The organism is Polaromonas sp. YR568, assembly GCF_943369415.1.
Lineage (GTDB): Bacteria > Pseudomonadota > Gammaproteobacteria > Burkholderiales > Burkholderiaceae_C > Polaromonas.
Genome location: NZ_CALRNF020000020.1, coordinates 83,966 through 101,926, shown reverse-complemented (window position 1 = coordinate 101,926; position 17,961 = coordinate 83,966). Strand labels below are relative to the sequence as shown.

The following is a 17,961-nucleotide window of genomic DNA, read 5'->3' as shown; positions in this document are numbered from 1 at the left end:
GCTTGTGCTGGTCAAGTAATTTCGGACACCTCGATAAGGGCACGTTCGGCCATTTGTCGTTCATAGACATTGGGAGGCAGATAACCCAGGGTTGAGTGCAGGCGCCGGCTGTTGTAGAAGCCGACGATGTAGTCGGAGATGTCGGCGGCGGCTTCAGCGTGGTTGGCGTAGTCGCGCTGCCACACACGCTCCATCTTGAGGTTCAGGAAGAAACGTTCCATAACGGCGTTGTCCCAGCAGTTCCCCTTGCCGCTCATGCTCGCGCGCAGGCCATGGCGTGCCAGCAACTCCTGATGCTCCCGACTGGCGTACTGGCTGCCCCTGTCGGAGTGGACGATGAGGCCTGCGGCGGGTCGGCGCTGGGCGATGGCCATCGCCAACGCATCGCACACCAGCGTGGCTGGCATCTCGCGTGACGTCGCCCAACCCACGATCTTGCGGGAGTACAGCTCCATCACCGCGGCCAGGTACAGCCAGCCGCGACGCGTGCGCACGTAGGTCATATCGCAGACCCAGGCCCTGTCACGCGCCGGCGGCTCGAACTGGCGCTGCAGCACGTTGGGCGCCACCGCCAGCGCGTGCCGACTGTCAGTCGTGTGCACGAACTTGCGCCGCCACACGGGCCGTAGTTGCTGCTCGCGCATCAATCGTCGCACCAGCCACCTGCCGATCTGCACGCCATCGCTTCGCAAGGCCATGCGCACCCTGCGGCTGCCGTAGCTGGCGTCACTGGCATCGAAGGCCGCCCGCACGCTTTGGGCATGAGCGCAGCGCGCGCCGGTCGGCTGGCGTTGGCGGGCCGCGTAGTAGCCCGACCGGCTCGTGCCGAGCAGCAGGCACATGCGCGCCACGGTGAGGCGGCAGGCCTTCTGTTGCCCCTGGGCGATCAGGCGCTGGATCACTTCAGTTCCCGGGCAAAGAAGGCCGATGCTTTTTTTAGGAAGTCGTTGTCCTGGCGAAGTTGAAGGTTCTGCGCTTCGAGTTCGCGGATGCGTTGCTGCTCGGCTGTCAGCGGCTTGCCGATGCCGCGCTGGCCCGACAGCTCGGCTTCGTACTGATCGAGCCAGCGCCTGACGGCGCTGTCGGTCAGCTCCATATCGCGGCAGACCTGGGACACGCTCAGGTGCTGCTCTCGAATCATCTTGACGATCTGCACCTTGAACGCCGCATCGAACGATCGCCTGGTCTTGGCTTTGGTCATTTCTATTCCTCTCAGACATTGATTTCCCTCATCGGGATGTCTTTTGAAATTAGACCAGCACAAACCGCCGACGGCCCTCACCCCTGCCCTCTCCCCGAGGGAGAGGGAGTAAATTCACGGCCGCCGCATCGCCGCCTGCTCTTGCCCTGCTCCCCTTTTTGTCCCCGCTCCCGATCCCGATTGCCCCTTGTGGATGCGCCGAGGAGCGGAGGGCCAGACGGATAAGGGCAAAAACTTGTTTGAGCCGCAGGCGAGTTGTTTTTGACCCCGTCTGGACCGAGCACCGCAGGTTGCCCCATAGCGAAGGGCAGGGGACGCAGTAACCAGGGTCGCCTTTTTTTGCTTACTTTTTTTGGCGAAGCAAAAAAAGTGAGTCGCATGCCGGGCGACCCCGGCCAGCAAGCCTCAGCAGAGAGCACACCACCGGAGCAAGAAAGACTATTCGAGGAAATTCCTCAAAGCAGCTTCGATGGCCGCCGCCGTCGCCAAGGGCTTCTCCATCGGAAACAGATGACTCCCATCGAGCATCATGATCCGTCCCTTGGTCACCTTCTCTGTCATCGCCATCCCGACCTGCTTCATCTCCGCCGACTGCCGCCCGCCGATAAACGTGACAGGGCATTTGAGCGGATGGCGCTTGAGCAGGCCTTCGAGGTTGTCGGGCAAGGTGTTGTAGATCGCGGTTTCCACGTCGCGGTCGAAGCTCAGCAGCTGCTTGCCTTCGTCATCGCCGGTGCCTTCATAGGTGCCGCACTCGATGTAGTCGCGCAGCACTTGCTCGTCCCAGGCGGCAAAGGCTTTTTTGCCGCGGAAGTGTTCAAACACCTCGTCCTTGCCCAGCCACTGGTTCCGGCGTTTGCGGCTGATGGCGCCGGGTGAGATGGCGCCGACCAGCTGCGCGCGTTTGGCGACGCTCAAGGCGCGGGCGCGCCAGCCGCCCAGGATGGGGGAATCGACGAGTACCACGCCTTTGACGGGCTGGCCGCCGAGTTGCGGGTTGCGCGCGGCGCACATCAGGCTTAAAAAGCCGCCCAGCGAATGGCCGACCAGGAAGGCCGGCTGGCCGGATTTTTCGACCTCGCGGGCCGTGAAGTCGGCGAGCTGCTGCACCAGGTGAGGCCAGTTGCTGGTGACGGGGTAACGCGGGTCATGGCCGAATTTGTCGACGGCCTTGACCTGGAAGCCGCGGGCTTTGAGGCTCTGGAAGAGCGCGTTGTAGGTGCCGCCCGGAAAGCTGTTGCCGTGGGAAAAAATGACCAGCGGTTTTGCGGTGGCGGGCACGGCTTAAATCAGTTTCTCGTCGGGGGTGCTGATCTTCTTCAGCGGCTCGTGGCGCGTAGCCGGCATCTTCAGCGGGATGTCGGTGTGCGCGTCGTCCCAGACCGGGTCCTCGATGCTGTCGAAGACCTCGCGCAGCTTCTGGCCCCAGCTGCTGTGCATCATGCGGTAGTAGGGGTTGTCGTTGTCGATGCAGACGATCTTGTCGCTCCGGTAGCTGTCGGCCTCATAGACCACCAGGTCCAGCGGCAGGCCCACCGAGAGGTTGGACTTCATGGTCGAGTCCATGGACACCAGCACGCATTTGGCGGCCTCGGCCAGCGGCGTGGCGGGCGTCAGCACGCGGTCCAGCACCGGCTTGCCGTACTTGGATTCGCCGACCTGGAAGTAGGGCGTCTCGTCGGTGGCTTCGATGAAGTTGCCGGCCGAATACATCTGGAACAGCCGCATGTTCTCGCCGCGTATCTGCCCGCCGAAGACCAGCGAGACGTTGAAGTCCACGTCGGCGTTTTTCAGCGCCTCGGCGTCGCGGTCGTAGACGCGGCGAATCGCCGAGCCCAGCACGCGGGCCGCGTCGAACATGCTTTTGGCGTTCCAGATCGTGATGGCTTCACCGCCTTCGTGATCCTTGAGCTGCTCGACCTGCAAAATTTCGCGGATGGACTGGGAGATCGACAGGTTGCCGGCCGACAGCAGCACCATGAAGCGGTCGCCCGGCTTTTCGTAGACGATCATCTTGCGGAAGGTGCTGATGTGGTCCAGGCCCGCGTTGGTGCGGGAGTCTGACAAAAACACCAGTCCGGCATTGAGTTTGGCGGCGACGCAATAGGTCATGAGGTGCTCTGGGAGTGTGGGGGTGGAGGGTATCGGGTTGCGCTGGGTCACGGCGAGGCGGATATCTTTTTGAGGCGGTACAGGGCGTCCAGCGCCTCGCGCGGCGTCAGCGCATCGGGGTCTATGGTACCCAATGCCTTGTCGACGGCGCTTTGCTCGGGCGCGGCGGCTTCTGGCGGCGCGGCGAACAGGTCGACCTGGGCGCGCGCTTCGGTCTGGTGGGCTTCGAGCGCATTGAGCGCGTGGCGGGCGTGGTTGACGACGGCGGCCGGCACGCCGGCCAGCTTGGCCACGGCAATCCCGTAGCTCTTGCTGGCGGGGCCGGGCTCGATGTGGTGCAGGAACACGATGTCGGCGCCGGATTCGACCGCGCTCACATGCACATTGATCGCGCCGTGGTGCTGCGCCGGGAATTCGGTGAGCTCGAAGTAGTGCGTGGCGAACAGCGTGAAGGCCTGCGTTTTGTTGTGCAGGTAGGCGGCGATGCCGCCGGCCAGCGCCAGGCCGTCGAAGGTGGAGGTGCCGCGGCCGATTTCGTCCATCAGCACCAGGGAGTGCGGCGTGGCGGCGTGCAGGATCTGCGCGGCCTCGGTCATCTCGAGCATAAAGGTCGATTGCGCATTGGCCACGTCGTCGGCCGCGCCTATGCGGGTGTGGATGGCGTCTATGGGCCCGAGGCGGCAACTGGCCGCCGGCACATAAGAGCCCACGCTGGCCAGCAACACGATGAGCGCCACCTGGCGCATATAGGTCGACTTGCCGCCCATGTTGGGGCCGGTGATGACCTGCATGCGGTGCTTGCCGCTCATGCTGGAGTCGTTGGCGATAAAGGAGCCGCCGCCGGTTTCGGCCAGGCGCGCCTCCACCACCGGGTGCCGGCCCTGGACGATGTCGATGCAGGGCTCGCGCACGAACACGGGCGCCGCCCAGTTCAGCGTGAGCGAGCGTTCGGCCAGCGCGCACAGCGCGTCCAGCGAGGCCAGCGCGCGCGCCAGGCGGCTCAGCGCGGGGATGAAATCCTGCAGCTGGTCCAGCAGCTGTTCGTACAGCCATTTCTCGCGGGCGAGGGCGCGTTCCTGCGCCGACAGGGCCTTGTCTTCAAAGGCTTTGAGTTCGGGCGTGATGTAGCGCTCGGCGTTTTTCAGCGTCTGGCGGCGGCGGTAGTCGTCGGGCACCTTGTCGAGCTGACCTTGCGTCACCTCGATGTAGAAGCCGTGCACCTTGTTGAACTGCACGCGCAGGTTGGCGATGCCGGTGCGGGCTTTTTCGCGGACTTCCAGGTCCAGCAAAAAACCGTCGCAGTTGGTCTGGATGGCGCGCAGCTCGTCGAGGTCGGCGTCGCAGCCGTGGTTGATGACGCCGCCGTCGCGGATCAGCGCGGCCGGTTCGTCCAGCACATAGCGGCCCAGCAGCGCGGCGCAGCCGGCCGGCGGTTGCAGGTCTTCAAAGATGCGCGTCAGCAGTTCCGGGAAATCGCTGCCCGCGGGCGCGGCCAGTTCGGCTTTTTGCAGCGTGTCTTTGAGCGCCACGAGTTCGCGCGGCCGCACCTGGCGCAGCGCGATGCGGGCGGTGATGCGTTCCACGTCGCTGCAGCCCTTGAGTTTGGCGCGCAGGGTTTGCTGCGCGCCGCCGCGCAAGTGCGTGATGGCCTCAAGACGCGCGGCGGCCTGGGCGCGGTCGCGGCGCGGCGTGAGCAGCCAGCTCTTGAGCGCGCGGCTGCCCATGCCGGTGGTGCAGGTGTCCAGCAATGAGAACAGCGTAGGCGAATCCTCGCCGCGCAGGGTCTGCGTGAGTTCCAGGTTGCGGCGCGTGGTTTGCGGTAGCTCGATCAACTCGCCGGAACGCACCACCTGCAGGCCTTGCACATGCGACAGCGCGCGGCCTTGCGTGTGTTCGGCATACCCGAGCAGCGCGGAGGCGGCGGCGTGCGCTTCGTTCAAGGCCTCGGCGTTCCAGGAGGCGAGCGATGCGACCTTGAGCTGGTCCAGCAGTCGTCGCGCGCCCAGGGCGGCGTCGAACTGCCAGGCCGGGCGCGCCGTGGCGGCACAGCGCTGGCCCTTCAGGCGCTGCTCGAACGCCGACGTGACGTCGACGTTGTAAAGCAGCTCGCTGGGCGCCACGCGCGCCAGCCAGGCTTCGAGTTCGTCGTTCGCGCAGTGCGCCAGGTGGATCTCGCCCTGCGTCACGCTGAGCCAGGCCAGGCCGCAGGTGTTGCGCGCGCCCTGGTGCACGGCCAGCAAAATCGATTCGGTCTTGTCGTTTAGCAGCTCGGTGTCGGTCAGCGTGCCGGGTGTCACCACTCTCACTACTTTCCGTTCGACCGGGCCCTTGCTGGTGGCGACGTCGCCAACCTGCTCGCAGATCGCCACCGATTCGCCGAGCTTGATCAGCTTGGCCAGGTAGCCTTCGAGCGAATGAAAGGGCACGCCGGCCATGACCACAGGCTCGCCGGCCGACTGGCCGCGCCGCGTCAGCGTGATGTCGAGCAGGCGCGAGGCTTTTTCGGCATCGGCGAAAAACACCTCATAGAAGTCGCCCATGCGGTAGAAGACCAGGGTGTCGGGGTACTCGGCCTTGATGCCGAGGTATTGGGCCATCATGGGAGTATGGTTTTTTGAGCTGTCTTGCATTATCCGGGTTACTCAAAAATCATTTAAAAATCAATAACTTACGCATTATTTTTCGGTCTTCGTGCGCCGATAGTGCTCAATCATAGGGGGTGGGACCCTTGAGCTTTCTGGTCGCAATGTGAGAACGGAAAAGTCATTAAAAATCAACAGCTTACGCGATGGCTGCGATTCTTCTGATTTGCGATGATGTCTATGAACCTCCATCGCACCCAAAAAATTCCGCCAAAACGCCGCCAAATCTTGCTCATCTTCTCAACCTGCTAGAGCTTTTCGCGCACACGCTTCAGGGATTTTTTGGAGGCCGCCCGACGCCACTAGCTTAGCCGTGCCTGAATTGCCTACCCCTAAACTACTGCCATGTTCAACCCCCAAACCCCAGTGCAGGTTTCACCCCAAGACTATGAGCGACAAGTTGTCCGCTGGCTAAGTGATGCCAATAAATCGCCGGTCGACCTGACTATCGAGCACCTAAAAAATCTCGAAGGAAGTGGGGGGCTCTATGAGATTGATGCGGTGGCAACCTTGATCCTCCTGGGAGGCATGGAAATTAAAATAATTGTGGAATGCAAGCGGTATTCCCGCAAAGTGGAACGCGAAGTGTTGCTGGCCCTGCAGGCAAAAAAGGAAGACGTTAGAGCACAGAAGGCCATGATATTTTCAACGTCTGGCTTTCAGTCTAGGGCCATTGACTACGCGAGTGAAAAGGGAATTTGCTGCGTAAGCTTCTTGGACGGCCAAGCTCTCATGATGACTAAAGGCTTTGATGCTCCCAAGCGTGATTTAAGCGCTACCCCCAAGAGCTTTGCCGGCGTGATGCTTGCGAGGAAAGAGGACGGAAATATTCATGGTTCCACAATCGATTTTCGCCACGTTGAACCTCTGGCCGAATGGCTGAGGGCTTGATATGGCAAGGCGTACATTAAAAAAACAAAAACCTACTCACGCGGCAATCGCTTACGTGCAGTTGGCAATTGGTTGGACGGTGTGTGTTTTTCTCGCATCCAAGCTTGCGATGATGAATTTCGATGGGCTATTTACGCTCACTGGAATCGTCCTTGGCTTGATGATTGCATTCACTGGGCTTATGTATAACCGGGCACGGGCATATCCAGAAGGAAAGATTCAGCGGCGTAGCATTCTGGCGGCTGAAACTGGATTAAAGGCCATCTGCTTTGCGCTCGTGGCTATCGCCGTGGGGGGCTTGATTTTTTACGTGTATTCATTACAAGGCATTCAACCAGCGCAAGGCGTCTCGGTATATCAGCAAAGACCACTGCTGTATTTTGGAGCGGCTGTTCCTGCAGCAATCGCATTCAACGCATTAGCAGAAATTTTCAACGCCATGAATTACGTGGTGCCCCAGGTCGTTCGGGAAAAATCAACAAAGAAACGTCTGCGCGGCATGCAGTCAAAGACAAAGAGGCCTCCCAGCTCAAAGCGAAGCATTTAATAAGCATTAGTCCAGCATGAAAATTGTTGTCGATAGCCGCGAATACAAGGCTTGGCATGAGGTGGGGCATGCCACTGTATGTTTGCATCTGGGCGGCGATGTCGAGCTGATTGAGTTCCTCGAAAACGATTCACGAGGTCATGCACGTACTCAATGCGTCGTTTCGCCAGAGCATCATAAAAGTGTGGCTTGCGGAGGTTTTGCCGCCGAGTTCTACTTACTCAATGAGGGCTTGGCAGAGCTTGCCCCTGATGATAAGAGAGACATCAACCGTGTTGTCTTTCACAACTCCATTCAAGACCGTGAGGATTTCTGGGCGCGTCAGCTGGGTGAGGACGAAATATTCTCAATTGAGGAAGACCATGCTTTCATGAATCATGCGCTGGGTAATGTGTTGCCAATCTTTGCCCACTACCTGCCAGGCATGCACAAGCTTGCACAGGAGCTCAGCCGTTCAAAAAGAGTCGAAGGTGAGCTGGTGAAGAGACTCCTGCGGTCGCATCAGTTTGGGTGAGCTGATGTTCGACATTGATGTCATCAGACGTTGGGCATTGCGAGATTAGGTGTCATCCGCGAGGCTTCAAGGGGCGCAGGCTTGACTCGCAACACAATGATGAGAGCGAAGTTCCCAAGGCCGGTCAGCTCAAGCAAGCTCAATCCCTACGCCGACAACCTGGCCGCCTGGCTAGCCGTAGAGGGGACAAAATCGCGGAAACAGCGGAACTTTGAGACAGATCCACACACGGGAACTGATTATTGAGGGCAGGCGATGGGGTTTTCATCGCGCATGACCTGAAAAGGAAAACCCTGGGCAAGTGGGTGAGGCGCGACCTCATTCACACGTTGGTGCCACTGTTCACAAGCGCCCTTCATTCAGTATGGCCTTTCGCAAACTCGATGCTTGATTCCAATGCCGGGCTCATGGGAGTGGCTAGTGATTGATGGCGTGAAAATGCGGGTGAAGATTTCCCCACTGGCCGTCGTCAGCTGGAGTGACAATATGGGCTGGGTAGGACGCTTGCCACAATAAAAATAGAGGAGGACACATATGAATGCTGATACCTGCTGGGACTGGATACGCCTCGTCCCAATGCTGTCAATGACCAAAATCTTTGGCTTCGCTGAGTTTTTGGCTGCTCTCGCACTCCTGGCGGTGCTCTACACGGTAACGGACATCCGCTACAAATTCCGTGTGGCAGTAGCTCCGGGATTCATGTATCCGCTCACTTTTGGGCTCATCGCTTTCATCGGTGTGGCGACACTTCTTACTGAGGTCTGGTCGTCCCAGCACTGGCCGGTTTTTGACACCCCTTGGTTTAATTCGGCCCTTTGGCAGGCAATGCTAGGCCTACTGTTTCTAGGCACGTTTCTGACCTGGACTTACTATGCCTACATTCGCCCGCCAGTCTTTGGGTATCGCAACGCGAGGCGCTTCACGGGTGAGATGGTGAGGCTGGCCTTTCGCGGCAATGAAGACGAAATCAAAGTTGTTATGAGCGAGGTTGGCTACTCGTCAAAGCAGTTGGTAAAGCACTGGGGTCTGGCCAACAAATGGATGAAGGGCGACATTCAGAAAAAGCCTCCTCCAAAAACGGCCGAATATGCTCAGGAGATATTTCTTGTGCTGAGCGACCGGCATATCTGCAAAATCATTGTCAAAAGCACGCCAATTACTGCACTGCAACTCTTCAGGGAAATGGCAGAGTCAGACACTGACAAAGATTTTCCGATGAGCGCCTTTAGCCGGAACATTACGATGGAGGCGGTAGCTCAGAAGGACTCATTCCTCTACGTTGAAGTGGAGGGCTACCAGTCCGGCTTTTTTGGGTATGTCAAACCGGTGAGTCAGACAATTTACGGCAACTATGAGCTGGTTGCCGGCATTCAGCAAGGCGGGGGGCTTGGTGCCTTTGATGTTGAATATGACGACTACACATCATGGGACGGCCAGCAGTGGAGCGCCTATCTTCGGGCAGTGCTCATCACAATGAAAGCCTATCTGGCGACTGGGCGCACAAACGACCAATCGATAGTCCTGTCCCAGGCTTTTCATCAAGTGAATTCGGCTTGCATTGGCCTGGACAAACTTTCTGGAATAGAGAACGCATATGAGACAAAGGCACATGATGCATTCAATGCCAAATGTGATTTCGCCACGAAGGCGATTGAGCTGGTAAACAAGGCAAAGATTTTCCCCTATGTCCATCGCATGCGGCGTGAAGAGGGCCATCGCAATATTCACGACCAGTTGGCCGAGTTGGTGTATCAGCTTTGCATTGATTCGACATATGTGAAGGGGCCTTTCATGTCCTCATGGGTTTTCCAGCACAACATGGCATGGGGCGCAATGCACGGCTTCAATGATGGGAAGGCCTGGACAGTGGTGAGGCGAAAAACGCGCAGGCTTTTGTATGAGCAGATTGAGAAATTAATTGAATTCCCGAACTACGTGAGCATTCGAGCTCCAGCGTTTTGTTTAAACGTATTTGGTCTGGCTCCGCTCGACCGAAAAGGCAAGCATCACAGGCAGGGCTATGCGCTCTCTTGTAAAGCTCAAGCTTGGGCCAGGGAATACTATTTAACGGTCGTGCGTGACTATCCTGAGATGGCCGAAGTCATGCTCACTGGCAGCATTTCTTTTGACAAAGAGAACTCCCGCCTGGTGCAAACGAATTACTATGGGATGTCGAAAAAGCCCACATACAAATACCTAGAGTTGCTGCCGCCCGAGACTGATGAGCCTCAGCCCAATTAGGCTATGAGCTGAAAACATTCCTTTTTTGATATCGTCCCGCCAATACACGATATGCGCGCGAATTGACTTTACCGCTTGCGCCAGCACTACGGAGCCTCGCTCTGCTTGGATTTGGCCTAAGAAATACATCAAGACTTCGTCACTCATTCCCCTTGTAAACTTTTCTCCGTTAGAGAGATGGCGAAGCGCCGACACTAGTGCAAGAGCGGTTCCCCTCGCAGCAGATTGGCATCTAACTTAGCCTTCATATTAATCAAGAGCGGAGCTTAGTACTCCGAGTTGCCCGAGAAAGTCGCTCCATTTCTCATGGTTGCCGCTATAACGGCCATTTATTTCATCTGCATAATTTTCCGTTCGAGATCACGCGCGTCCTGAAGTGGCTGCATTGCGGCCCCCCATTTCGGATCGGACTTGTCCAAGTTTGTTGTTCCCAGTGTTTGAGGAGGTTCCGCAGGTTTAGGTGAGGGTCGCGGTTTGGTGTCGTTATCGTTTTGCACCCGTGCCACAAGTTTGTCGAGATATCTGCTGTATTCAATTATGTAAACGGGATCTTTCGCACCAGCTTTAATTTCGGTCGCCGTTGGAGGGGCGGGAGGGGGAGCTGGAGCTTTTCCATTTTGGGTAGATCCAGCAATTTGCCTTGGATCGGGGCCACCTGTGAGAGGTTCAACGCCACCATTTGGAGCTGGGGGATTGGCAGGAGTTTCTGGAGCTGCCTTCACATAGCGAGGGTCTGGCGCGGTTACTTTTGCTTTCTGACCTTCCTCTTGAGTAACTTTAGGAGACTCCTGGACCGGATTGATTAAGTTTGGATTCATCCCTCCCCTGACGCCGGTTCCCTTTTCGCTGTCAGATGGTTTCATGGCGTCTTGGGGAACGTCAATGCGTTGCCTGTCGGGGCCTTTGAACTTCTGAGGTTCTTCTTTCTTAAGCGGAGGGAGTGTCACCTTGAGCTGACTACTGATGTTGTTCCGGTACTCTTCTATTGCCGATTGAAGGATGATTGCACCTTCAGGCTTTTGGAACGTGACGAACTTTTCCTTGCCTGTCGCCATTGCGATCTCTTTGTGATACCTCTCCGGATCATTCTTTACTGGCAAGAAACTTGAGCTGAAGGACGAGTTGAAAAGCTTGCTCTGCCACTGAGCGAATTCTCGGGAGAAATCCTCAGCGAGCCATCTTGGCCATGTTCGATCCACCGCTAAGAAATATGTTTCACTTGCGGGGTAGTTCCCGGAGAAGTTCTCCAGATCATTCGCAGTGGCTTGCCCCAGGCTGCCAATGATCGGGTATGTTGGCAACGGCATGTATGGATACCGTGTTCGAGTTGACGACATGAGAGAGCCAAAAGTGCTGACAGGCGCTAAAGCACAATCGATGTCGTCGTCAAACAGCATTTGGGACGATGACACTCGCCGGTCAATTTGGCGGACGTCAATTCTTAAGTTCGGAGCTGCGGAGCTCAAAACCGTTGCAAGAGTCCGAGCTCTCAAACTCATGTCTTGTTCAGAGGACAACAGCCTTATGGGCTGGTTCAATGTTTTAAGGCCCTCAAGACTTTCCACATTGAACTTGGGGTGAAGAGCTACTGCAAATGGGGTTTGCGCAACAGGAGCTATGACGTGATAAAAGCCTCTTAGATCGGCCGCGCCCTCCATGGTTGAACGCGCCAACTGATCGGTAGTTATGAGATAAATTGTTCGCTCAACGCTCGAAGTGCCTCTGTAGTTCAAGGGCTTGGACACGTCAGCCTGGTTGTCAACGATGAAGTCATACCCGGATTCAGATCGCGCAACTTCTGCGAATTTTCGCGCCACGATGTCGGGCGGGCCGCCAGCAGGGGCTCTGACAATAAGCGTTGTACGGCCCGTGTAGCCGCTTTTTGCCTCGGCGGGCGATGCCAACGAATAAGTTAGTGCAGCCGCCGAAGTTGAGTGAAGGAAGACGCGTCGTTTCATACAGCCCCTGTCGAAAATTTTCTTATAGCCTGCTCATAGTCCAGTGACAAGTCGTGATAACGCTTGCTGCGGTCATGTAGCTATTTTCACTAAGGGGAGTTGAGGGTCTGCCCCCAGTGAACGGGGCGTAAGTGGAGTTTATATTCCGCCAAATGACCACCAAAAACTAATATTGGCCCGGAGAGCCTTTATCCATGCGGTTACGCCGATGATGCGTCATCATGGGCGTGTCTTCGGCCGTGCCCGCGGCGGCGTTTTTGCTCCGAATTGTTTCCTTTTGCATCAATGACTTGGCGTGCTGGCGCCTCCTTCTTTTGGCATTTTCATTTCACTCGAGCCGCTATCTTGGGGCCGCCTTGCCGTCCCCGTACGCCCGATTGTCCTTTACTCCCGGGCGCTTGCCGCTTTGGCCGCCTTCCGGTCGAGAAGCCGGATGCGCAGCCGCCGGAAGGCGTGAAACCTTACACCGCAAACCGGCGATTTGCAGGATAAGGGCTTGCGCGCAGAGGTAGACTGGCTGGGATTCCCGTATTCCAGCGCTCTGCAAGCGAGTCCCGGTCCGCGCCGGGCTCCCCGTCCTTCGCAAGGCTGACATCCGGGTCGCCGGGAGCGACGAAACCCCCGCAAGCTGAAAGCCACCCGCGAACCGCTTCAATGGACAACAAATCTGACGCCATGCTTGCCGAACCGCCCCCGTTGAAGGCGGGCCGCGGGACCGCGCACGAGACCGTACGGCTGTGCCTGGGCTACGGGCTGCTGGTGGCCCTCTGCCTGGGCATCTCGGTGATGGCCATCGCCATGCGCGTGCTGCTGCCCAGGGCGCGCAGCAAGAGTTGGGGACGCAGGCTGGCGTCGGCCAGCTTTCGCGCCTATTTGCGCCTGCTAGCCCTCATGGGTGCCTGCCGCTTCGACCTGGGTGCCCTGGACGTGCTGCAGGGGGGCCCGGCGCTGATCATCGCGCCCAACCACCCGTCGCTGCTGGACGCCATCATGATCCTGTCGCGCCTGCCGGATGCCACCTGCATCATGAAAGCCGACATCGTCAACAGCGTCTTCTTCGGCGCCGGCGCGCGGCTGGTCGGCTACATCCGCAACACGCCGCTGCGCACCATGGTGCAGCTGTCGGTGGCGGACCTGCGCCAGGGCAGCAGCCTGCTGCTGTTTCCGGAGGGCACCCGCACCCGGCGCTTTCCCGTCGGGCAGATGCAGGGCACGACCGGCCTGATTTCCAAACATGCCGGCGTGCCGGTGCAGACCGTCTTCATCGAAACCGATTCGGCCTTCCTGGGCAAGGGCTGGTCGCTGCTGTGGACGCCGAAAATGCCCGTGACCTACCGTGTGCGCCTGGGCCAGCGCTTTGAGCCCGCCGGTGACACGGCCGGCTTCACGGCCGAGCTGGAGCGCTACTTCGACACCGAGCTCCGGCATTCCCAGCCGCTGTCGTCGCTCGCACCCACGGCCCCGGCGCCGCCGGCATGAGGCCGGTACGGTGCGCGGGCCATTCCCCGTTACCCTGACCCATCACACCATGAACCATACTCCCCGCGCCGCGTCCGGCACGCACCTGGTCCTGATTCCCAGCTACAACCCCGGCGTCAAGGTCGACGAAACCGTGCGCGGCGCGCTCGCGCAGTGGGCGCCGGTGTGGGTGGTGGTAGACGGCAGCACCGACGGCAGCGCCGCGCGCCTGTTGGCGATGGCCGAACATGACGACAGGCTGCGTGTGCTGGTGTTGCCGCGCAATGTCGGCAAGGGGGCCGCCGTGCTGCACGGCATAGAACTGGCCGCGGGGCTGGGCTTCACGCACGCGCTGACCATGGACTCCGACGGCCAGCACCCGGCCCACCTGATCCCGGAGTTCATGGCCGCTTCTCAGGCCCAGCCCGCCGCGATGGTGCTGGGCGTGCCCGTATTCGCCGCGGACGCGCCGCGCCTGCGCGTCAACGGCCGCAAGGTCTCCAACGGCTGGGCCGACCTGGAAACCCTGTGGGCCGGCATCGGCGATTCGCTGTTCGGCTTTCGGGTCTACCCGATAGGCCCGCTGCGCGAAGTCATGGCCGGGCAGCGCTGGATGCGCCGCTTCGACTTCGACCCCGAAGCGGTGGTGCGCATGTGCTGGCGCGGCGTCAAGCCCGTCAACCTGCCGGCTACCGTCAGGTACTTCCGCCCCGACGAGGGCGGCGTGTCGCACTTCAACTACCTGCGCGACAACCTGCTGCTCAGCTGGATGCATGGCCGCCTGCTGCTGGGGTTTGTGCTGCGCCTGCCCATGCTGCTGGCGCGCAGGATGCGCGGGAGTTAATTAAATTTCCGACGGGCCGCCCCTAGGAAATTTTGCCCCCTCGGGGGGCAGCGCTTACACGCAGTGAAAAAGCGTGGGGGCGGTAAATTTCCGACGGGCCGCCCCTAGGAAATTTGGCCCCCTCGGGGGGCAGCGCTTACACGCAGTGAACAAGCGTGGGGGCTATATCATTCCACCATTGATCGAAATCACCTGCCCGCTGATGTAGGCAGCGCGCTCCGAGGCCAGGAAACTCACGAGGTCCGCGACCTCCTGGGGCTGGCCGGCGCGCTTCATCGGCACCAGCTGGGCGATGGCGGCGGCGTCAAAGCTGTCCTGGCTCATGGGCGTGGCGATGATGCCGGGCGCCACCGCATTGACCGTGATGCCGCGGCTGGCCACTTCCAGCGCCAGCGATTTGGTGGCCGAATGCAGCGCGCCCTTGGCCGCCGAGTAATTGACCTGGCCGCGGTTGCCGGCCACGGCGGCCACCGAGGTGATGCTGATGATGCGCCCCCAGCGCGTGCGGATCATGGGCATCATCAAGGGCTGGGTGACGTGGAAAAAACCGTTGAGCGACACATCGATGACCTGCTGCCACTGGCGCAGCTGCATGCCCGGGAACACCGCGTCGTCATGGATGCCCGCGTTGTTCACGAGCACCTGCACCGGCCCCTGCAGCAGCAGCGCCTCCAGGGCGGCGGCGGTCTGGGCGGCATCGGTGACGTCGAAGCCCACGGCTTCGGCGTGGCCGCCCGAGGCCTGGATGGCCGCCGCCACGGCGGACGCGGCGTCCAGGCTGCGGTGGCCGTGCACCAGGACATGGAATCCGTCGGCGGCCAGCTGGCGGCAAATGGCCGAACCGATGGCGCCGCTGCCGCCTGTGACCAGCGCGCGTTTTCGGGGTGCGGGGTCGCTCATGGGGTCTCCTTGATCGATTCGGCAGCGGAAGCTGCGGGGCTTGCTGGATTCACGGGCACCGTGTCCAGCATCACCACGGCGCGGCCCGACAGCAGCAGCGCATCGCCCGCGTGCACGGTAAAGCCGTAGAGGATGCTGGCGGCGTTGCCGCTGCTGCGCTCGGCGCGCAGGGTCAGCGGCATGCCCAGGTCGTCCAGCCTGGCGACATGCAGGGCCACGTCGCGGACGCTGACCAGGTAACCGGCCTTGGGCGGGCCGCCCGGCGAAGCCGCTTGCGTCTCGCAGACCAGCGCGCCGTGCACGGCCATGGCCTGCGCCGCGTATTCAATGCCGCAGGCCGCGCCCAGCCGGCCGTGGGCGCGCAGCGGGTTGCCGGCGTCCAGGTGGCTGATGGCTTCACAGATGATGTGTTCGCTGTCCCAGGACGTCACGCGCTCCAGCAGGCACATGCGGCCCCGGTGCGGAATGCGGCGCGCGATGTCCTCGTGGCTGAGGCTTGAAGGCGGGCAGGAGGCAGCAGGCATGGACACGGCTCGCGGACTTCAGGGTGCGACCTGCAGGGCCAGCTGCAGGCCCTCCAGGTAGTCGAGCACGACGCGGCCCGACTGCCGCAGGGCCGTGCCGCGCAGCAGGGGCAGGCAGCGCGCGGCCGGGATGTCCAGGCGCAGCTTCTCGAGCGCCGGGTCCTCCAGCCGGTCGGCGGGCTGCGGGCTCAGGCAGCCGGCCGGCTCCAGCGTCCACTGCGCCTGGCTGTGTTCGCTGCGGACGGGCGCCAGCACCAGGCCCACGCCGAAGCTGTCGGGGATGGGGCGCGCACGGTGCAGCGGCTCGGGGTAATCGGTGTCGTAGGCGACCAGCAGCACGGGCACCTGCTCGACCGCCACCTGCGTCATCGCTTCGAGCAGGCCGGCCGCAAAACTGCCGTCGCGCGCGCACAGCACCGACGAGGTCGCCATGGCGCCGCTGGAAATGCTCCAGTAGCCGGCCGCGGCGTTGTGCACCGAGTTGTGAAAGCGCGTCGGGGAGATCAGCCTGTCGCTGGAGGCCAGCGCGCTGCAGATTTCATGGCAGTTGACGGCGTCGCCGCTGGAGGACGAAAACACCGAGGCCAGCGTGGCCGCCGGCAGGCCCGAGGCCGCCACGGCCTCCGCGCCGACCGCCAGCGAGATCCTGACCACCGCGCCGGCGCGGCGTCGCTCGGCCGGCGGCAAGGCCATGGGCGGCGGCAGCGCGCAGCGCGCGGCCTGCCAGGGCGCGACGCCCTGGAGCTGCTCGCGGCCCTGCGCCCAGTTCTCCAGGCCCGGGCCCAGCAGCCCTATGCCCTCCACAAACACAGTGATGGCCGGGGCGGCGGGGGAGGAGGGCGTGTGCGTCATGTCGTGAGGGGCCAGGGACCTGCGCGAGCCTTAGCCGGCGCGGCCGAACAGCAGGCTGCAGTTGGTGCCGCCGAAGCCGAAGGAATTGCTGAGCACATGCCGGGGGAAGGCCTCCTGGTTGTCCATCAGGTAGTCGACATGCAGGGCCGGGTCGGGCTCGCGGGTGTTGAGGCCGCCGGGCAGCAGGCCGTGCCGCAGCGCCAGTGCGCATACCACGGCCTCCAGCCCGCCGGCGGCGCCCAGGGTGTGGCCGGTCGCGCCCTTGGTGGAACTGCAGGGCACGCCGCGGCCGAAGAGCCCGGCCACCGCTTTGGCCTCTGCGGCGTCGTTGCTTTGCGTCGCGGTGCCGTGCAGGTTGATGTAGCCGATGTCGGCGGCGTCCAGGCCGGCCATGGCCAGGGCCTGCTCCATCGCCAGGCGCGCGCCCAGCCCTTCGGGGTGCGGTGAGGACATGTGGTGCGCGTCGCTGGATTCGCCCACGCCCAGCAGCAGCACGTCGCCGGGCCCGGCCTGCGCCGGCGCGCGTTCCAGCAGCGCAAAGGCGGCGGCCTCGCCGATGGAGATGCCGTCGCGCGCGGCGTCGAAGGGGCGGCAGGCCTGGGTGGAAATCAGGCCCAGTGAATTGAAGCCGTACAGGGTGGTCAGGCACAGCGAATCCACGCCGCCCACCACCGCGGCGTCGATCAGGCCGGCGCGCAGCATTCTTTGCGCCGAGGCGAAGACCTTGGCGCTTGACGAGCAGGCCGACGAAACGACGACGGCCGGGCCTTCCAGGCCCAGGTGACGTCGCGTGAAGTCGGCCACGGAAAAGGTGTTGTGCGTGCTGCCGTAATTGAAATCGGCGGGGAGGGTGCCGCTGGCCGGGTCGCGCCGGCGGTAGGCCAGTTCGGTCTGCAGAATGCCCGAGGTGCTGGTGCCGATAAAAACACCCACACGTTGCGGGCCGTGGCGCGCGGCGGCGGCCGCGGCGGCGGCCTCAAAACCGTCCTGTTGCAATCCCAGCAGGGCGAGCCGGTTGTTGCGGCAGTCGAAAGCGGCCAGGGGCGCGGGAAGCACAACGTCGTCCGTGCCGGCCACCTCGCCGACAAAGGTCGGCAGGTCTACGCTGTCAAAGGCGCATGGCGCCAGCCCGCCCCTTCGTGCGCGCAGCGCGTCCAGGGTCTGCGCCAGGCCGCGGCCCAGGCTGCTGGTCGCGGTGAAGTGGGAAAGCCAAAGGGGGTACAGGGGAACGCGCCTATCTGAACGATCTGAAGAAAAAGACACTTTAGCAAACCCCT

Annotated in this window: 15 protein-coding genes; 6 read left to right on the top strand and 9 right to left on the bottom strand. The window is 61.3% G+C overall.

What is annotated here, in order from left to right:
* Positions 1-11 precede the first annotated feature (11 nt).
* The 4 genes from ACLV74_RS14195 to mutS form a co-directional block, all read right to left on the bottom strand.
* Positions 12-1,201, bottom strand: a protein-coding gene (locus ACLV74_RS14195; RefSeq protein ID WP_411880036.1) for an IS3 family transposase whose coding sequence is annotated in 2 segments (ribosomal slippage) — positions 12-928 and positions 928-1,201 — 1,191 coding nt in all. Because the reading frame shifts where the segments join, the coding sequence is not laid out codon by codon here.
* A 438-nt stretch (positions 1,202-1,639) separates the two neighbouring features.
* A complete protein-coding gene (locus ACLV74_RS14190; protein WP_411880035.1) occupies positions 1,640-2,482 on the bottom strand; it encodes an alpha/beta hydrolase in 843 nt (280 codons plus the stop codon).
* Positions 2,483-2,485: 3 nt separating this feature from the next.
* Positions 2,486-3,313 carry a peptidase gene (locus ACLV74_RS14185; protein ID WP_411880034.1) on the bottom strand — a complete coding sequence of 276 codons (828 nt, stop codon included), beginning with the start codon at positions 3,311-3,313 and terminating at the stop codon, positions 2,486-2,488.
* 47 nt (positions 3,314-3,360) lie between these two features.
* Positions 3,361-5,943, bottom strand: a complete 2,583-nt coding sequence (gene mutS, locus ACLV74_RS14180) for a DNA mismatch repair protein MutS (RefSeq protein WP_411880033.1) — start codon at positions 5,941-5,943, stop codon at positions 3,361-3,363.
* Between the two features lie 357 nt (positions 5,944-6,300).
* On the opposite strand from mutS, the gene ACLV74_RS14175 reads away from it, so the two are divergent.
* From ACLV74_RS14175 to ACLV74_RS14160, 4 genes are all read left to right on the top strand, one after another.
* A complete protein-coding gene (locus tag ACLV74_RS14175; protein WP_411880032.1) occupies positions 6,301-6,846 on the top strand; it encodes a restriction endonuclease in 546 nt (181 codons plus the stop codon).
* 1 nt (position 6,847) lies between these two features.
* The gene (locus tag ACLV74_RS14170) at positions 6,848-7,393 is read left to right on the top strand and encodes a hypothetical protein (RefSeq protein WP_411880031.1); all 546 of its coding nucleotides are present in this window, start codon (positions 6,848-6,850) and stop codon (positions 7,391-7,393) included.
* 16 nt (positions 7,394-7,409) lie between these two features.
* The gene (locus ACLV74_RS14165) at positions 7,410-7,907 is read left to right on the top strand and encodes a hypothetical protein (RefSeq protein WP_411880030.1); all 498 of its coding nucleotides are present in this window, start codon (positions 7,410-7,412) and stop codon (positions 7,905-7,907) included.
* A gap of 534 nt (positions 7,908-8,441) precedes the next feature.
* Positions 8,442-10,148, top strand: a complete 1,707-nt coding sequence (locus ACLV74_RS14160; RefSeq protein WP_411880029.1) for a hypothetical protein — start codon at positions 8,442-8,444, stop codon at positions 10,146-10,148.
* Positions 10,149-10,477: 329 nt separating this feature from the next.
* Here ACLV74_RS14160 and ACLV74_RS14155 read toward each other — a convergent pair whose 3' ends face one another.
* Positions 10,478-12,106: a hypothetical protein gene (locus tag ACLV74_RS14155; protein WP_411880028.1), complete on the bottom strand. Its 1,629-nt coding sequence runs from the start codon at positions 12,104-12,106 to the stop codon at positions 10,478-10,480.
* Positions 12,107-12,760: 654 nt separating this feature from the next.
* Here ACLV74_RS14155 and ACLV74_RS14150 point away from each other — a divergent pair.
* Positions 12,761-13,585 carry a lysophospholipid acyltransferase family protein gene (locus ACLV74_RS14150; RefSeq protein ID WP_411880027.1) on the top strand — a complete coding sequence of 275 codons (825 nt, stop codon included), beginning with the start codon at positions 12,761-12,763 and terminating at the stop codon, positions 13,583-13,585.
* A 49-nt stretch (positions 13,586-13,634) separates the two neighbouring features.
* Positions 13,635-14,408, top strand: coding sequence for a glycosyltransferase family 2 protein (locus ACLV74_RS14145; RefSeq protein WP_411880026.1), 774 nt, complete (start codon positions 13,635-13,637; stop codon positions 14,406-14,408).
* Between the two features lie 162 nt (positions 14,409-14,570).
* On the opposite strand, the gene fabG is transcribed toward ACLV74_RS14145, so the two are convergent.
* The 4 genes from fabG to ACLV74_RS14125 are packed head-to-tail and all read right to left on the bottom strand — an operon-like array spanning position 14,571 to position 17,908.
* On the bottom strand, positions 14,571-15,308 hold the full coding sequence (gene fabG, locus ACLV74_RS14140; RefSeq protein ID WP_411880025.1) for a 3-oxoacyl-ACP reductase FabG: 738 nt from the start codon (positions 15,306-15,308) through the stop codon (positions 14,571-14,573).
* Positions 15,305-15,832 (bottom strand): 3-hydroxylacyl-ACP dehydratase, encoded by a 528-nt coding sequence (locus tag ACLV74_RS14135; protein WP_411880024.1) that lies wholly within the window; start codon positions 15,830-15,832, stop codon positions 15,305-15,307. The genes fabG and ACLV74_RS14135 overlap by 4 nt, the downstream gene beginning before the upstream one ends.
* Before the next feature lie 18 nt (positions 15,833-15,850).
* On the bottom strand, positions 15,851-16,684 hold the full coding sequence (locus ACLV74_RS14130) for a beta-ketoacyl synthase chain length factor (protein ID WP_411880023.1): 834 nt from the start codon (positions 16,682-16,684) through the stop codon (positions 15,851-15,853).
* Between the two features lie 30 nt (positions 16,685-16,714).
* The gene (locus ACLV74_RS14125; RefSeq protein ID WP_411880039.1) at positions 16,715-17,908 is read right to left on the bottom strand and encodes a beta-ketoacyl-[acyl-carrier-protein] synthase family protein; all 1,194 of its coding nucleotides are present in this window, start codon (positions 17,906-17,908) and stop codon (positions 16,715-16,717) included.
* Positions 17,909-17,961: the final 53 nt, after the last annotated feature.

Bases quoted from the DNA above. Each gene is read 5' to 3' on its own strand.
- ACLV74_RS14185 (WP_411880034.1), bottom strand. From the start codon at position 3,313: ATGACCTATTGCGTCGCCGCCAAACTCAATGCCGGACTGGTGTTTTTG.
- mutS (WP_411880033.1), bottom strand. From the start codon at position 5,943: ATGCAAGACAGCTCAAAAAACCATACTCCCATGATGGCCCAATACCTC.
- ACLV74_RS14175 (WP_411880032.1), top strand. From the start codon at position 6,301: ATGTTCAACCCCCAAACCCCAGTGCAGGTTTCACCCCAAGACTATGAG.
- ACLV74_RS14170 (WP_411880031.1), top strand. From the start codon at position 6,848: ATGGCAAGGCGTACATTAAAAAAACAAAAACCTACTCACGCGGCAATC.
- ACLV74_RS14165 (WP_411880030.1), top strand. From the start codon at position 7,410: ATGAAAATTGTTGTCGATAGCCGCGAATACAAGGCTTGGCATGAGGTG.
- ACLV74_RS14160 (WP_411880029.1), top strand. From the start codon at position 8,442: ATGAATGCTGATACCTGCTGGGACTGGATACGCCTCGTCCCAATGCTG.
- ACLV74_RS14155 (WP_411880028.1), bottom strand. From the start codon at position 12,106: ATGAAACGACGCGTCTTCCTTCACTCAACTTCGGCGGCTGCACTAACT.
- ACLV74_RS14150 (WP_411880027.1), top strand. From the start codon at position 12,761: ATGGACAACAAATCTGACGCCATGCTTGCCGAACCGCCCCCGTTGAAG.
- ACLV74_RS14145 (WP_411880026.1), top strand. From the start codon at position 13,635: ATGAACCATACTCCCCGCGCCGCGTCCGGCACGCACCTGGTCCTGATT.
- fabG (WP_411880025.1), bottom strand. From the start codon at position 15,308: ATGAGCGACCCCGCACCCCGAAAACGCGCGCTGGTCACAGGCGGCAGC.
- ACLV74_RS14135 (WP_411880024.1), bottom strand. From the start codon at position 15,832: ATGCCTGCTGCCTCCTGCCCGCCTTCAAGCCTCAGCCACGAGGACATC.
- ACLV74_RS14130 (WP_411880023.1), bottom strand. From the start codon at position 16,684: ATGACGCACACGCCCTCCTCCCCCGCCGCCCCGGCCATCACTGTGTTT.